We start from the raw sequence: 14,890 nt of genomic DNA on the forward strand, positions 1-14,890 counted from the left end.
TATTACAATTTAAAGAACATATTTCTTGAAATCAATAACATCCATTTCAAGGAAAAAATTTATTTCTTTCATTCTCTCTTGCAGCGGCGTCAGCTCATTCCTCACAAACACCTGCGCCGCCTTTACCGCATCTCCGAACCCGCCCGCGCTGTCCGGGATAATCCCCATCATCTGCGGCGGTACGCGGTGCGCACTGAGCAAATCATCGCGGCTGGCTTTCTTGATGTTAAAGAAGTCGTCTTTGGTCGCCACCTCGCTGAGCGGCAAAATCTTGATGCCGTCGGGCTTGCCGTTGGGCGCGTACATAAACAGGTTGCGGAAGTTGCCGATCCCTTTGGTGTCGCGCATTGCCTGCCGCATGCGCTCGATGTCGCTGCTGCTTTGTGCCGCGTCGGTCATATACAGGATGTAACCGGCGTGCGCGCCGTTCTGATAATATTTGCGTCGGAACAGCGTCGCCGCCTCATTCAGCCAGGCAGAATTTAACGCGCTAAGGTATTCAGGCAGGCCGTACAGCTCCTGATTCACGTCCGGCTCAATAAGGTGGAACACCTGATCCGCTTCGAACTGGTGCGCCTCCTTCCACTCATTTACAAACCAGTAAACGCCCTCCTCCACGCCGCGCCGCGTGTACTTGGCCGGTGAGGTTTCGAGGCGCAGCGGTTTACCGAGCGCGTTGCGGCGCAGCTCCGCGAAGGCATTACCAAACACCAGATAGTCGAGCGCAAACTTGCTGAACTCCTGCTGACTGAGCAGCGGGTGCGGGATAAATGTCGAGGCCAGAATGTTGCGCTTCACGTACAGCGGCGAGCTGTGGTGTACCGCCGATCGCAGGCTCTTAGCGAGGCCGTGGAAGCTGACCGGCGGCTCATACCAGCGGCCGTTATGGATGCACTCGGCATAATCCATGATGTCGCGCTTATCCAGTACCGCCGTCGGCTCGCCAAAGGTAAACGCCTCGAACGGCTGCGACGCGTCCTGCGCGGGCTGGGTTGATGCGGTGAATGCCTTGCGGCGGTTGCGTTTGCTCATCAGTAAAATTCCATAAATGAAGGGTTAGCGCCGCCGCTGGCAGCGGTGAGCGGTTCGTTAAGCAGCGCGTGCATGATTGCCCACGCGACGTCGGCGTGGCTGGCTTCCTCGCTGCGGCTGGCTTCATAGGTTGAGCGGTTGCCGCTGGCGGTCATGGTTTTGCGAATTGCCATAAACGACTGCGTGATGTCGGTCTGACCTGCATCGTATTCGAGGCGGCCGCTGCTGATGGTGTCCTTGGCTTTCAGCACCATTGCGGTTTTCACCTCGGGCGAATACTTGATTTCCCGCGCCGCCGGGAAGAACTGGCGTACGAGCTGGAACACACCCTGACCGATGCCGGTGGCGTCCACGCCGATGTATTCCACGGTGTACTTTTCGGTAAGTTCTTTAATCGACTGTGCCTGCGCGGCGAAATCCATGCCGCGCCACTGGTGACGCTCCAGCACGCGGAACTTACCGCCCGCAACCAGCGGCGGCGCGATCACCGCGCATCCGGCGCTGTCGCCGGTGTGTGACGGGTCGTAACCAATCCACACCGGGCGATAGTCGAACGGGCGCAGCGCGTACGGGTTGAAGTCGTCCCACTCTTCCATGCTGTCCACCATGCAGGTCTGCAGCTCGGCAAACGGGAACACGCTGGCTTCGTCATCGACAAATTCACACATCAGCAGGTTCTGATACTCCGCCGGGCTGTATTCGAGCTGCAGCTGATCGATGTCGAACAGGTTGCAGCCGCCGGTCAGCGCATCTTCAACAGTGACAATCTGCCGCCACTGGCCGTCGCCGCACAGCGCGCCTTTTGCCAGATGGGAATGCGAGAGATCCAGCTCGATACGGTCATCGCGGTTGCGCCGCCCCTTGTTGAACAATTCGCCCGACCAGAACGGATAGGCGCTGTGCGACAGGCTCGACGGTGTGGAAAAGTAGGTGGTGCGCCACTTCTTGTGCAGCGACATGCCGCTGGCGACCTTGCGCAGCTCCTGAAACTTCGGGATCCAGAAATATTCATCCAGGTACAGATTGCCGGTGTAGCTCTGCGCGGTGCGCACGTTGGTGCCGAGAAAAATCAGGCGCGCGCCGTTGGGCAGCACAATCGGATCGCCTTTGAGGTCAACGTCAGCCTGTCGGGCAAAGTCGAGAATGTAGTTTTTGAAGACGTGCGCCTGCGCCTTGCTGGCCGACAGGAAAATCTGGTTGCGCCCTGTCGTCAGCGCATCGATCAGCGCCTCGCGGGCAAAATAAAACGTCGCGCCAATCTGTCGCGACTTGAGAATGTTGCGGATGCGGTGCGCCAAACCGGCTTTGTGCCAGTTGAGCTGGTACTCAAAGCAGTTATCCATAAACAGGCCGGTGAGTTTCTCGGTCTGCTCGTCGCTGAACACGTTCTTAATCACCGGCTGGCGCTCGCCTTTGTTGCGGTTGCGCACGTTGGGATTTAAGTCGGCCTCGTTGCCGCTGCTGCGGTAGCGCTCAACGCGCGCCAGCCGCTCAATCTGGCGGCCAAGCGCGTCTATCTCCTTGTAATCCCCATTTCCCTTGACCTCTTTCATGATGAGCTGAATCAACCGCGCTTCCATGCTGGCTTCCACGCGACTGATGGGCGCGATGCTGTCCCACTCGTCGCGCACTTTCCAACTCTGCACGGTCGGTATTTTTTGTCCGATCGCTTCCGCAATCTGGCGCACGGAATATCCCTGCCAGTAAAGCAGCGCAGCCTGACGGCGCGGATCGCTGATGATGGTGCCGGGTGTCATGTTCATGCCGCTAAGGCTACCGATGCCGAAAATGGCGCGCCTGCGCTGGCTGTTTGCTGGTACGTGAGCGGGCTGGCTTTCGTTGAGGGATGAGGTGGCGACGGGGAAACTGGCTCCGAACCGAACCAACCCATTGACCGGAGCCTGTTTAATGGCAACAACCAAAGCAAAGCGTTTTCGCATCGCCGTTGAGGGCGCGACCACTGACGGCCGCGAGATTTCCCGCGAGTGGATTTCGCAGATGGCGAAGAACTACGACCCGAGCGTGTACGGGGCGCGCGTCAACATGGAACACATCAAGGGCTACGCCGCCGACAGCCCGTTCCGCCGCTACGGCGACGTAACGAAAGTTGAAGTGGAAGAAATCACCGAAGGCGCACTGGCGGGCAAGCTTGCGCTTTACGGCTACATCGACCCGACGCCGGAGCTGATCGACCTGACCAAAGCGCGCCAGAAGATCTACACCTCGGTTGAAATCAATACCAAGTTTGCCGACACCGGCGAAGCCTATCTGGTCGGTCTGGCCGTCACCGACGATCCGGCCAGCCTCGGCACCGAGATTCTGAGTTTCAGCGCCACGGCGAAAGCCAACCCGCTGGCGTCGCGCAAGCTGGATAAAGACAACCTGTTTACCGCCGCCGAAGAAACCCTGATTGAGTTTTATGAAGAGGCCGACGCCGCCCCGTCGCTTCTGTCCCGCGTGAAAGACCTGTTTACACGCAAAGAGAAGACCGACGACGAGCGTTTTAACGACGTGAGCGCTGCGGTAACGGTGATTGCCGAGCAGGTGCAGCACAACGGCGAAAGCCACGCGCAGCGGCTGGCGTCGCTGGAGAAAACCTTTACCGATCGCCTTGATGCGCTGGAAGCCGAACACGGCAAAGACCGCGAAGCGCTGAGCACGCTGCAGGACACGCTCACCCGCACCGACGGCAACTTTAACCGCCGTCCGCCTGCCACCGGCGGCGACAACAAATCCAGCGTAATGACCGACTGCTGATAAAACCGAACACTGATAACCAGGAAAGCCAATGCGCAAGCAAACCCGTTTCAAATTTAATGCCTATATGTCCCGCGTCGCCGAGCTGAACGGCGTTGAAGTTGACGACATGAACAAGAAATTCAGCGTCGAGCCGTCCGTGACGCAGAAGCTGATGACCCGCGTGCAGGAGTCGTCTGCGTTTCTGACCCGCATCAACATCGTGCCCGTGCCGGAAATGAAAGGTGAAAAAATCGGCGTCGGCGTATCCGGCTCGATTGCCAGCACCACCGACACCGCAGGGGGCGACGAGCGCGAAACCGCTGACTTTGCATCGCTGGACAGCCAGGGCTACGAGTGCGTGCAGGTCAACTTCGATTTCCACATCCGCTACAACACGCTTGACCTGTGGGCGCGCTATGAAGATTTCCAGACACGTTTGCGCGACGCCATCATTCAGCGTCAGGCGCTTGACCGCATCATGATCGGTTTCAACGGCACGCACCGCGCCAAAACCTCGAACCGCGCGGCGAACCCGATGCTGCAGGACGTGGCCGTGGGCTGGCTGCAGAAGTACCGCAATGAAGCGCCCGCGCGCGTGATGAACAAAATTACCGCCGAAGACGGCACGGTGATTTCCGAGAAAATTCGTGTGGGTGAAGAAGGCGACTTCGCCAACCTTGATGCATTGGTGATGGACGCCACCAACAACCTGATCGAGCCGTGGTATCAGGAAGACCCGGAGCTGGTCGTCATCGTCGGGCGTCAATTGCTGGCCGACAAGTATTTCCCGATCGTTAACCAGAGCCAGGCGAACACCGAGCTATTGGCCGCTGACGTGATTATCAGCCAGAAGCGCATCGGCAACCTGCCCGCCGTGCGCGTGCCGTACTTCCCGGCCAACGCCATGATGATCACCCGTCTCGATAACCTGTCGATTTACTGGCAGGAAGGTACGCAGCGCCGCCACATCGAAGAAGTGCCTAAGCGTGACCGCATCGAGAACTACGAGTCGGCCAACGAAGATTACGTGGTGGAAGACTACGCAGCGGGCTGCGTGATCGAGAACATCGTGCTCGGCGACTTCACACCACCTAAAGAAGCCGAAGCACCGGCGGGAGAGTAACGCATGCTGAGTCCCGCCCGCCGTCACCGGATGCGCGTCCAGGCCGAAACCGAAACGCAGCGGAACGCGAATCCGCTGCGCCACGCCACCGGCTATGAGCAGATGCTCGTGAAACTCAACGAGGACAAGCGCCGCCTGAAAAAAATCCACTCGGTCGAGCGCAAGGCGGAGCTTAAGCGCCAGCTGCTGCCCGACTACCTGCCGTGGATTGCAGGCGTGATGAACAGCGGGCGCGGCGCGCAGGATGCCATCGTGATGACCGTCATGATCTGGCGGCTGGACACCGGCGACGTAAACGGCGCGCTTGAAATCGCCCGTTATGCGTTGCAGCACGGTCTGGTGCCGCCCGACGGTTTTAAACGCGACAGCCTGCCGTATCTGCTGGCCGAAGAAGTGGCCAGCGCCGCGACGCGTGCCTGGACGGCGAAAGAGGCGGTGGATATTAAACCGCTAATTGAAACCATCCGGCTGACCGACGCCGAAGACATGCCCGATCAGGTGCGCGCCAAGCTGCACAAGATTGCCGGGTATGTGTACCGCGACGCGGGCGGGACTCTGGAAGCGATGAACCACCTCAAACGCGCGCTGCAGCTCAACGAGGGCTGCGGCGTGAAAAAAGACATAGAGCGGCTGGCGACTGCCATGAAAAAGCAGACGCAGGCCAGCCGCTGACCGGACGCGACCCCGCGCAGGGCGGCAGGACGGCAACGCACTTTCAGTGTCTGCGCCGTCCTCCACCGCCCACCTATTTCGAGGCCAACTATGAGCACGCTGGTAATTGCAGCACAGCGACCGGCAGAGACTGCCGAGCCGCCGGTTAAGAACACCTTTTTCTGGCCTGACATCGACCTGCAGCAGCTGCGCGACTTGCTGCGCTACGAGGGAACCGTCACCGCGCAGCGCCTGCGGCTGGCGGTGAAAAATGCGATTGCCGAAGTGAACGCCGAGCTGTACGAGTGGCGCGCCGAGCGCATGGCTGCAGGCTTCAAAACGCTGGCTGACGTTCCGGCCGAATCGCTGGACGGCGTGAGCGAGAAAATCACGTACTACCTCGCGGCCGTTGAGGCGATCACCGCCGCCACCATCGCTGAACGCTATCGCGGCTATGACGCCAGCGCCGCAAACAAAGCTAACGCCGTTGAGGCCAGCGCCGACGAATACTGGCGCGACGCGCGGTTCAGTATCAGCCGCGTGGCCGAGCGGCATGGCTGCATCGTGAGCCTGCTGTGAGGCGGGTTTACGCGCTGCAGGGCGATACGGTGGATGACCTCTGCAATCGGTATTACGGCCGCACGCAGCACGTCACGGAGTCCGTGCTGGCCGCGAATCCCGGCCTCGCCGATGCCGGTGCGGTGCTGCCGCATGGCTGGCCGGTAGACCTGCCTGAGCTGCCGGGATCCTCAACGGGCGAAACCGTGAACCTATGGGACTGACTATGAACATCACAATGGAGCGCATCAGCGCCTTTATCACCTACTGCGTGGCGGTGGTGATGGGCTGGCTCGGCAAGTGGGATTTGCAGGACGTGGCAACGCTGCTCGGCATGGTGCTCGGCGTCGGCATGTTTCTCGTGAGCTGGTATTACCGCCGCAAAACCTACCAGCTTTTCCTGAGTGGCCGCATCAGCCGGGGTGACTATGAATCTGCAAATCGTTAAGCGCTGTGCGATCGGCGTGGTGCTGGCAATCGCCACCACGCTGCCGGGCTTTCAGCAGCTGCACACCTCCGTTGAGGGGCTGAAACTGATTGCCGACTATGAAGGCTGTCGTCTGAGTCCGTACAAATGCGACGCGGACAAGTGGACGGACGGCATCGGCAACACCGTCGGCGTCGTGCCGGGGAAAACCATCACCGAGCGGCAGGCGGCGGGCACGTTTATCGCCAACGTGCTGCGCACCGAAAAAGCGCTGGCGCGTTGCCTCTTCGCGGTCGTGCCGCAAAAGGTCTACGACGCCTTTGTGTCGCTCGCCTTCAACGTCGGCACGGGCAACGCCTGCAGCTCAACAATGGTGAAGCTGCTGAATGAGGGGCGCTGGCGCGAAGCCTGCTACCAGTTGCCGCGCTGGGTGTACGTGAAAGGCGTGTTTAATCAGGGGCTGGATAACCGCCGCGTTCGTGAGCTGGCATGGTGTCTTAAGGGGGCAGCGTGATGCGCATTACCGCAACGCTGCTTGCCGTCGTGCTGCTCGCGCTGGCGTTTACCGGCTGGCGCTGGTCAGTCGTCAGTGACGAGCTGGCGGGCGCGCAGCGCATCATCGGCACGCTGTCGGCAGGCATCGAGAGCCGCGACAAAGCGATTAACCGTCTCAACAGTGAAAACCTGCAGGGGCAGAAGCGCGAGGCCGCGCTGAGGCTGATGCAGGGGCGCGCCAGCGCCGGAGCCTTAACCCGCGAAGCACACATACAGAGAGAAACCGATGCGAGTCCGATTTTACGTGAGTGGTCTGCTGCTGCTCTGCCTGACGATGTTATCCGGCTGCACACCCGTCCCGCCTTCGCCAGCGCCAGAGATTATCTGGATTGGCTGTCCTCGCGTGACAAGCTGCCCGGTTCCGGGCAACAGCCTCAAAACGGCGGGCGATCTGGCGGCGGATAACCGCCAGCTTGAGGCGGCGCTCGCGTCATGCGGGCTGCAGATTGAAGTCATCAAAGAGTGCCAGGAGCAACACGATGCTGAAACCGCAACAACTGCGCAAGGCGCTGACCGACAGCGTGCCGCTGCTGCAGCGCAACCCTGACAGCCTTAACGTGTTTATCGACAGCGGGCGCGTTGTGTCCACGCTCGCCACCTCGCTGTCGTTCGAATATCAGTACCGGCTGAACATGGTGATCACCGACTACACCGGCAACATCGACCTGCTAATTGTGCCGATGCTTGAATGGCTGCGGGTGAATGAACCCGACATAATGGCGACGAAGGACAAGCAGCAGAACGACTTCACGTTCAAGGCTGACGTGATCAGCGATACGGCCAGCGACATCAGCATCGACCTGCAGCTCACCGAGCGCGTGATTATCCGGCGCGTCGGCGACGAACTTCACGTCGAACACGTTGGCGAAAATCCGCTGCCGGAAAATGACGTGCGGCCGCTGCAGCTTTATGCAGGCGGCGCACTTGTCAGTGAGTGGCAGTCATGAGTGAGTTGGAGCTGGTTAATGACCGCCTCAATGCGCTGATCGGCAACCTGTCGCCACAGTCACGCAAAGAGATGGCGCGCAACATTGCGAAGAAGCTGCGCGCCAGCCAGCAGCAGAACATCAAGCGTCAGCAGTCACCGGACGGCACGCCTTACAAGCCGCGTAAAGAGCAGCCGATACGCGGCAAGAAAGGCCGGGTAAAGCGCGAGATGTTTGCGAAGCTGCGCACGGCAAAATACATGAAGGCGCGTGCGAACTCTGATGAGGCGGTGGTTGAATTTGTTGGCCGAGTACAGCGCATGGTGCGGGTGCATCAGTATGGGCTTCGGGATCGTCCATCGCGAAACGGCAAAGATACGCGATACGATGCTCGACCGCTTCTTGGTATAAGTGACCGCGATTTACAATTAATTGAAAACGAAATACTAAAGGCTCTTAGGTAAAATAATCCAAAAAATTAAATTGCATTAAGTAATCCTGAACCATTTACTGGCCCTTCCGGGTTCGTCCAGCATTCAAATGCAAAATTAAGATCTTTGATTTTCTCAATTAATAATTCAGGTGGATTAGGGTTTGCAACTATAACAATACTTCCTGCCTTTAGTCGCGCCAATAAGTCATCAATTTCTGGTCTATCTGCAGGTGCGTAAGAATGCCCAATAATTACAAGTATCTCAGCGTTAGAAAGGGATTTGTTATATATTTCAGTTGACGCCCTCAAGGAGTGATAAGAGGAGTATATATTTTTTTCATTCGGGATTATACATAAAGGTGATATCCTTGGCTGTAAGAGCTTGTCATACCTTAATTGTTTCATAGGCCCATCCACTCTGTTGAATATGTTTTTTAAGGGATAACTCAGCCCCTCGATATGAATAGTTTTGTGCGTTTCGTAGTTACACGAACCATGAGGTTTAAATACAGGAATACCTCCAAAACAAGGTTTCGATGCATCGGTAAAATATGACGTGTAAAGTCTATCAAAAACTTGTTCAATAATAAGGTCATAGTTAAATGAGCAAACTCCCAAAAATCTTTTTTTATGTTTCTGTATCCATTTAAACCAAGGCCATTCAGGGCTTAAGGACTTCTTGGTTTCTATGGAGTAGTGAGAGAAAGATAGGCATAGAAAATGCCGACATTCCATAGGAATCATCGTTTCCTCAAAGTGATCCTTATTGAAGGACAGTGGGCCATCTGAATTAAACACCTCAAGCTTTCCAGCGTCATGCTTCTGGAATATTTCAGCAGCCTTCTCGAACACCTCGAAGTCATTCATCCCTTCGTTTTTCTCCTTAAATGATTTCATCCGAGGAAATAAATTAATTAAGGGTTCATGATGATTTGGTAGATTCAAATCCCATGTCATTGGTGATTGATTTTTATCGAATCTTTCAAGGTCATGATAAAAATTAAACCCAACTGACAGGCCATTCCCAATAATCACTGCAATGTTTTTTTTCAAAATGACTCCTTTTTTGTTCAGAAGAAAAGCTATTAGCTCTTTGTTTGTTAGTCAACTGATAAGCAGCGGCTCTTTGAAAATAGCGTTGTGCATCGGCATTCTCGCTTTATGAACGAACAACTCTCCGAAATCCTGCGCCTGCTGCGCAACCTCATCCGCATCGGCACCGTTTCCGCCGTAAAACTGGACAGCGGGTTATGCCGCGTGGATACAGGGAATAATACAACCGGCTGGCTTAACTGGCTTACCGCCCGTGCGGGTAAAACCCGCTCGTGGAATGCGCCGTCGGTGGGCGAGCAGGTGCTCGTGTTATGTCTCGGCGGCGAACTCGATACCGGCTTTGTGCTGCCAGGTATTTTCTCTGATGACAATCCCGCCCCGTCTGCCTCCGCCGATGCGCTGCACTGGTCATTCCCCGATGGCGCGGTGATCGAGTACGAACCGGCAACCGGCGCGCTGACGGCCAGCGGCATTCAGACTGCGACCATCACCGCCGCCGTGCAGGTGCTGCTCGATACGCCGCTGGTTGAATGCACGAAGCTACTCCGCACGGCGCAGCTCGATGTCACCGACGGCGGCACGATGAAAGGCAACATTGAGCACAGCGAAGGCAACCTCAGTTCAAACGGCAAAGTGCTGCACCTGCACAAACATCCGGGCGACAGTGGCGGCCAAACGGGGACACCAATATGACGGCGGCAAAATATACCGGCATGAACCGCGACACCGGCGCTGCACTGACAGACATCGAGCACATCCGGCAGTCGGTGCGCGACATCCTGCTGACGCCGATCGGCTCGCGTGTCATGCGTCGCAACTATGGCTCGCTGCTGTCGGCGCTGATTGACCAGCCGCAGAACGAATCACTGCGCCTGCAGATTATGTCGGCCTGCTACGTGGCGATCCTGCAGTGGGAGCCGCGCGTCAAACTCACCGCTATCAACTTTGATTCGGATTTCAACGGCGGCATGGTGGTCGAGCTGACCGGCACACGCACCGACACCACGCAGCCTTTTTCCTTTACCGTCCCTGTGAGCTGAGAACATGCCAACCATTGACCTGAGCCAGCTACCCGCGCCCGCTGTGGTGGAAACGCTGGACTATGAAACCCTGCTGGCCGAGCGCAAAACCACGCTGATTTCGCTCTATCCCAAAGAGCAGCGCGAGGCGATTGCGCGCACGCTGTCTCTCGAATCGGAACCCATCGTCAAGCTGCTGCAGGAAAACGCCTATCGCGAAGTGCTGCTGCGCCAGCGCATCAACGAGGCGGCAAAAGGCGTCATGGTGGCGTACGCGCTGGATGCTGACCTTGACCAGCTCGGCGCAAACAACGGCGTTGAGCGCCTGACCATCACACCGGCCGACAACACCACCATTCCGCCGACGGCGGCTGTGATGGAAAGCAACGACGATTACCGCGCCCGCATTGCCGCCGCGTTTGAAGGGCTGAGCGTGGCCGGTCCGACCGGCGCATATGAATATCACGCGCGCAGCGCCGACGGCCGCGTGGCGGATGCGTCCGCAATCAGCCCGTCACCTGCCGTTGTCACCGTGACGGTACTTGCCCGCGAGGGTGACGGCACAGCCGCCGCTGACCTGCTGGCCGTGGTCGATAAGGCGCTGAACGATGAGAACGTACGCCCGGTGGCTGACCGCGTGAACGTGCGATCGGCGGACATTGTGAACTATGCGATCGAGGCCGAAATCTTTATTTACCCCGGTCCCGAAGCGGAGCCGGTGCTGGCAGCGTCAGAGGCGAAGCTTGCCGCGTATGTCACCGCGCAAAAGCGGCTCGGGCGCGACATCCGCCTGTCGGCGCTGTATGCGGCCATTCACGTTGAAGGCGTGCAGCGCGTCAACCTGATCCAGCCCGCCGCCGACGTGGTGCTTGATAAAACGCAGGCCGCGTACTGCACCGGCTACACGCTGAGCGTCGGGGGTTCCGATGAGTGATCGCCTGCTGCCCACCGGTTCGTCTGTGCTGGAAGTGGCCGCCGCTGAGGCGCTGGCAAATATCAGCACGATGAACGTGCCGCTGCGCCAGCTGTGGAACCCGCAAACCTGCCCGCTGGCGCTGCTGCCTTATCTGGCGTGGGCGTGGTCGGTTGATCGCTGGGATTCGGGCTGGAGTGAGTCCACAAAGCGCGACGTGGTAGCGGCCGCGCGCTACGTGCACCGGCACAAAGGCACGATTGGCGCGATCCGGCGCGTGGTGGAGCCGCTGGGCTATCTGATCCGCGTGCTGGAGTGGTGGAAGACGAACGAAGCGCCTGGCACGTTTCGCCTTGATGTTGGCGTGCTCGATACCGGCATTACAGAGGAAATGTACAACGAGCTTGAGCGGCTTATCGCCGATGCCAGGCCGTGCAGCCGTCACCTCATCGGGCTGTCAATCAATCTCGATGCAAACGGCGCAATCCCGGTGGCGGTTGCCAGCTACAGCGGCGACGAGCTGACCGTTTATCCCTACACACCAGACATTATCAGCACAGGCGGCGCGGCTTATTCCGACGCGGCGGTGCATCTAATCGACCTGACGGAAGTGAGCGTATAACGATGAAATATTTTGCCCTGCTGACCAATCAGGGCGCGGCTATTCTGGCAAACGCCGCCGCGCTCGGAACCAAAGTGAACATTACCGCAATGGCGGTCGGCGACGGTGGCGGCACGCTGCCCACGCCTGACGCCGCGCAGACCAGGCTTATCGGCGAGAAGCGCCGCGCACATCTCAACTCGCTGACCATTGACACCGCTAACAGCAGCCAGATTATTGCCGAGCAGGTGATCCCCGAAGGCGAAGGCGGTTTCTGGATCCGTGAGATTGGCCTGTTTGACGCCGACGGCGTGATGATTGCCGTGGCAAACTGTGCCGAAACCTACAAGCCGATGCTTGCCGAAGGCAGCGGCCGCACGCAGACCGTGCGCATGATTATCATCGTGAACAGCACCAGCTCGGTGACGCTGAAAATCGACCCGGCCGTGGTGCTGGCGACGCGTAAGTATGTTGATGATGCGGTGATCGAGGTGAAAGCCTACGCCGACAGCCTGATGGCCGCACACCTCAAAGCCACCGACCCGCACACGCAGTACGCGCCGAAAGAAAGCCCGACGCTCACCGGCGCGCCGAAAGCCCCGACGGCAGCGGCGGGAACAAACACCACGCAAATTGCCAGCACCGCTTTTGTGCAGGCCGTCGCAACCGGCATTAATAACGCGCTGGCGCTGAAAGCACCGCTCGCCAGCCCCGCGCTAACCGGCACGCCAACCGCACCGACGGCGGCGCAGACGGTGAACAACACGCAGCTGGCGACCACGGCTTTTGTGAAAGCGGCAATTGCGGCGCTGGTTGCCTCATCACCGGCGGCACTGGACACGCTCAAAGAGCTGGCTGACGCGCTGGGCAACGATCCGAACTTTGCCGCTACGATGACGAACGCGCTGGCCGGTAAAATGGACATTGCGAAGAACGGCAGCGATATCGCGAGCGTGCCGCAGTTCCTGGTCAATCTCGGCCTGAGCGACCTGTCGAAAATGGCGCGCTATCTGGTAAGGACGGGATCGAACGCTAACGGCTGGTATGAGATTTACAGCGACGGCCTGATCCGTCAGGGGTACAAGTTTACCAGCACCAACCCGCTTAGCATTCCGGTGCCTTCGCAGGGGGTGGCGGTGAATTTCCCTGTGTCGTTTAACTCGACCATCAATAACATCAGCGTGATCTGTAACGCCGGGGTAAGTAACTATCTGGAGTTTTCGACCTATACCTCGGAAACGCTGAGCAATATGCGCATTATCGGTCAGTACGCCACCCTGAGCACCACGCAGGCGGCAACGGGCTATCTGGATAAATTCATCGGTTATTACGTAGTGGAGGGATATTAATGTGGTACTGGAACCCGCAGACGAACACGGAGGCCATTCCCGGCATGCACGATTTAACCGGCTGCCTTGAGATTGCCGACGACAGCCACTCGTTCAAAACGCAGCCGCTGGACGGTGCAAAGAGCTGGACGAGCGATGCGGACGGCATGCCCATCTGTGTTAAATCCGCTTCACTGGAAGAGAACACCGACGATCAGCAAGTGACCATCTGACCGTGATAAGCCCCGCCCGCGCGGGGCTTTGTCTTCCTGTCCGTTCATTCCTGAGCAAACCGCAAGCGCATGCACCCCGCCGCCTGACCTGCCACCCTGAGCACACCTTTTACCAGGAGTGCAACGAATGGCCGATTATCATCACGGTGTCCGCGTCGTCGAAGTCAACGACGGCGCGCGCACCATTTCCACCGTATCAACCGCTATTGTCGGCATGGTCTGCACCGCCGACGATGCGGACGCGGCAACCTTCCCGCTCAATACCCCGGTGCTCATCACCAACGTACAGGGTGCGGTCGGCAAAGCAGGCGTAAAAGGCACGCTCGCCGCCGCGCTGCAGGCAATCGCCGATCAGTCAAAGCCCGTCACCGTCGTGGTGCGCGTGGCCGAAGGCGACGACGAAGCCGAAACCATTTCCAACATCATCGGCGGCACTGACCTCAACGGCCAGTACACCGGCATGAAAGCGCTGCTCGCCGCGCAGACGCAGCTCGACGTGAAGCCGCGCATTCTCGGCGTGCCGGGACTCGACTCGCTGGAAGTGGCGACAGCGCTTGGCAGCATCGCGCAGCAGCTGCGCGCCTTCGCCTACGTATCGGCGTGGGAGTGCAGCACCATTTCAGACGCCCGCCTGTACCGCCAGAATTTCAGCCAGCGCGAAATCATGGTGATCTGGCCGGATTTCCTTGCGTGGAACACCACCACCAATAAATCGGACGTGGCCTACGCCACCGCGCGCGCGCTCGGCCTGCGCGCCAAAATCGACAACGACACCGGCTGGCATAAAACCCTGTCTAACGTCGGCGTCAATGGCGTCACCGGGATTTCCGCGTCGGTGTTCTGGGACTTGCAGCAGGTTGGCACCGATGCCGACCTACTCAACGAGGCGGACGTGACCACGCTTATCCGCAAGGACGGCTTCCGCTTCTGGGGTAACCGCACCTGCAGCGACGACCCGCTGTTCCAGTTTGAGAACTACACCCGCACCGCGCAGGTGCTGGCGGACACTATTGCCGAGGCGCATATGTGGGCGGTCGATAAGCCGCTGACGCCGGTACTGGTGAAAGAGATTATCGCGGGCATTAACGCCAAATTCCGCGAGCTGGTCAGCGCCGGTTATCTGCTGGGCGCATCCGCCTGGTATGACGAAAGCGCCAACGATAAAGACACCCTGAAAGCGGGCAAGCTCTTTATCGACTACGACTACACGCCGGTTCCGCCGCTGGAAGATTTGACCTTTCGCCAGCGCATTACCGACAGCTATCTGGCGACCTTCGCCGCATCCGTAAACAGCTAAGG

Annotated in this window: 20 protein-coding genes and 1 pseudogene; 18 read left to right on the forward strand and 3 right to left on the reverse strand. The window is 58.5% G+C overall.

Annotated elements, in window-relative coordinates; genetic code table 11:
• Positions 1 to 9 precede the first annotated feature (9 nt).
• Together AC6I8A_RS11080 and AC6I8A_RS11085 are read right to left on the reverse strand one after the other, a co-directional pair.
• Positions 10 to 1,032, reverse strand: coding sequence for a phage portal protein (locus AC6I8A_RS11080; protein WP_497818478.1), 1,023 nt, complete (start codon positions 1,030 to 1,032; stop codon positions 10 to 12).
• Positions 1,032 to 2,795, reverse strand: a complete 1,764-nt coding sequence (locus AC6I8A_RS11085) for a terminase ATPase subunit family protein (RefSeq protein ID WP_497818945.1) — start codon at positions 2,793 to 2,795, stop codon at positions 1,032 to 1,034. Before AC6I8A_RS11085 ends, AC6I8A_RS11080 begins: the two co-directional genes overlap by 1 nt.
• Positions 2,796 to 2,940: 145 nt before the next feature.
• On the opposite strand from AC6I8A_RS11085, the gene AC6I8A_RS11090 reads away from it, so the two are divergent.
• The 11 genes and pseudogenes from AC6I8A_RS11090 to AC6I8A_RS11140 all read left to right on the forward strand — a co-directional run bounded on the left by AC6I8A_RS11090 (position 2,941) and on the right by AC6I8A_RS11140 (position 8,475).
• Complete coding sequence (locus tag AC6I8A_RS11090) at positions 2,941 to 3,789, forward strand: GPO family capsid scaffolding protein (protein WP_497818479.1); 849 nt, start codon at positions 2,941 to 2,943, stop codon at positions 3,787 to 3,789.
• Between the two features lie 31 nt (positions 3,790 to 3,820).
• Positions 3,821 to 4,894 (forward strand): phage major capsid protein, P2 family, encoded by a 1,074-nt coding sequence (locus AC6I8A_RS11095; RefSeq protein WP_497818480.1) that lies wholly within the window; start codon positions 3,821 to 3,823, stop codon positions 4,892 to 4,894.
• 3 nt (positions 4,895 to 4,897) lie between these two features.
• Complete coding sequence (locus AC6I8A_RS11100) at positions 4,898 to 5,566, forward strand: phage terminase small subunit (RefSeq protein ID WP_497818481.1); 669 nt, start codon at positions 4,898 to 4,900, stop codon at positions 5,564 to 5,566.
• 90 nt (positions 5,567 to 5,656) lie between these two features.
• On the forward strand, positions 5,657 to 6,124 hold the full coding sequence (locus AC6I8A_RS11105) for a head completion/stabilization protein (protein ID WP_497818482.1): 468 nt from the start codon (positions 5,657 to 5,659) through the stop codon (positions 6,122 to 6,124).
• Complete coding sequence (locus AC6I8A_RS11110) at positions 6,121 to 6,327, forward strand: tail protein X (protein ID WP_497818483.1); 207 nt, start codon at positions 6,121 to 6,123, stop codon at positions 6,325 to 6,327. Before AC6I8A_RS11105 ends, AC6I8A_RS11110 begins: the two co-directional genes overlap by 4 nt.
• An 8-nt stretch (positions 6,328 to 6,335) precedes the next feature.
• On the forward strand, positions 6,336 to 6,551 hold the full coding sequence (locus tag AC6I8A_RS11115) for an HP1 family phage holin (protein WP_497818946.1): 216 nt from the start codon (positions 6,336 to 6,338) through the stop codon (positions 6,549 to 6,551).
• Complete coding sequence (locus AC6I8A_RS11120) at positions 6,532 to 7,044, forward strand: lysozyme (protein ID WP_497818484.1); 513 nt, start codon at positions 6,532 to 6,534, stop codon at positions 7,042 to 7,044. Before AC6I8A_RS11115 ends, AC6I8A_RS11120 begins: the two co-directional genes overlap by 20 nt.
• Positions 7,044 to 7,388, forward strand: a pseudogene (locus tag AC6I8A_RS11125) (Rz-like lysis system protein LysB); the annotation flags it as partial. The gene AC6I8A_RS11120 and the pseudogene AC6I8A_RS11125, both read left to right, overlap by 1 nt.
• Complete coding sequence (gene lysC / locus AC6I8A_RS11130; RefSeq protein WP_497818485.1) at positions 7,312 to 7,632, forward strand: Rz1-like lysis system protein LysC; 321 nt, start codon at positions 7,312 to 7,314, stop codon at positions 7,630 to 7,632. The pseudogene AC6I8A_RS11125 and the gene lysC, both read left to right, overlap by 77 nt.
• Positions 7,565 to 8,032: a phage tail protein gene (locus AC6I8A_RS11135; RefSeq protein ID WP_497818486.1), complete on the forward strand. Its 468-nt coding sequence runs from the start codon at positions 7,565 to 7,567 to the stop codon at positions 8,030 to 8,032. Before lysC ends, AC6I8A_RS11135 begins: the two co-directional genes overlap by 68 nt.
• Positions 8,029 to 8,475, forward strand: a complete 447-nt coding sequence (locus AC6I8A_RS11140) for a phage virion morphogenesis protein (protein ID WP_497818487.1) — start codon at positions 8,029 to 8,031, stop codon at positions 8,473 to 8,475. Before AC6I8A_RS11135 ends, AC6I8A_RS11140 begins: the two co-directional genes overlap by 4 nt.
• Positions 8,476 to 8,489: 14 nt before the next feature.
• Here AC6I8A_RS11140 and AC6I8A_RS11145 read toward each other — a convergent pair whose 3' ends face one another.
• A complete protein-coding gene (locus AC6I8A_RS11145) occupies positions 8,490 to 9,497 on the reverse strand; it encodes a hypothetical protein (protein WP_497818488.1) in 1,008 nt (335 codons plus the stop codon).
• A gap of 108 nt (positions 9,498 to 9,605) precedes the next feature.
• On the opposite strand from AC6I8A_RS11145, the gene AC6I8A_RS11150 reads away from it, so the two are divergent.
• From AC6I8A_RS11150 to AC6I8A_RS11180, 7 genes are all read left to right on the forward strand, one after another.
• Positions 9,606 to 10,190 (forward strand): phage baseplate assembly protein V, encoded by a 585-nt coding sequence (locus tag AC6I8A_RS11150; RefSeq protein ID WP_497818489.1) that lies wholly within the window; start codon positions 9,606 to 9,608, stop codon positions 10,188 to 10,190.
• Entirely contained in the window at positions 10,187 to 10,537 is a 351-nt protein-coding gene (locus AC6I8A_RS11155) for a GPW/gp25 family protein (RefSeq protein ID WP_497818490.1), read from the forward strand. The genes AC6I8A_RS11150 and AC6I8A_RS11155 overlap by 4 nt, the downstream gene beginning before the upstream one ends.
• Positions 10,538 to 10,541: 4 nt before the next feature.
• Complete coding sequence (locus AC6I8A_RS11160; RefSeq protein ID WP_497818491.1) at positions 10,542 to 11,450, forward strand: baseplate assembly protein; 909 nt, start codon at positions 10,542 to 10,544, stop codon at positions 11,448 to 11,450.
• On the forward strand, positions 11,443 to 12,051 hold the full coding sequence (locus AC6I8A_RS11165) for a phage tail protein I (RefSeq protein WP_497818492.1): 609 nt from the start codon (positions 11,443 to 11,445) through the stop codon (positions 12,049 to 12,051). The genes AC6I8A_RS11160 and AC6I8A_RS11165 overlap by 8 nt, the downstream gene beginning before the upstream one ends.
• Positions 12,048 to 13,379: a phage tail protein gene (locus tag AC6I8A_RS11170; RefSeq protein ID WP_497818947.1), complete on the forward strand. Its 1,332-nt coding sequence runs from the start codon at positions 12,048 to 12,050 to the stop codon at positions 13,377 to 13,379. Before AC6I8A_RS11165 ends, AC6I8A_RS11170 begins: the two co-directional genes overlap by 4 nt.
• Positions 13,379 to 13,591 (forward strand): hypothetical protein, encoded by a 213-nt coding sequence (locus AC6I8A_RS11175; protein WP_497818493.1) that lies wholly within the window; start codon positions 13,379 to 13,381, stop codon positions 13,589 to 13,591. Before AC6I8A_RS11170 ends, AC6I8A_RS11175 begins: the two co-directional genes overlap by 1 nt.
• Before the next feature lie 127 nt (positions 13,592 to 13,718).
• Complete coding sequence (locus AC6I8A_RS11180; protein WP_497818494.1) at positions 13,719 to 14,888, forward strand: phage tail sheath protein; 1,170 nt, start codon at positions 13,719 to 13,721, stop codon at positions 14,886 to 14,888.
• Positions 14,889 to 14,890: the final 2 nt, after the last annotated feature.

This window comes from Pantoea sp. X-Soil-ISGK-275, assembly GCF_059730795.1.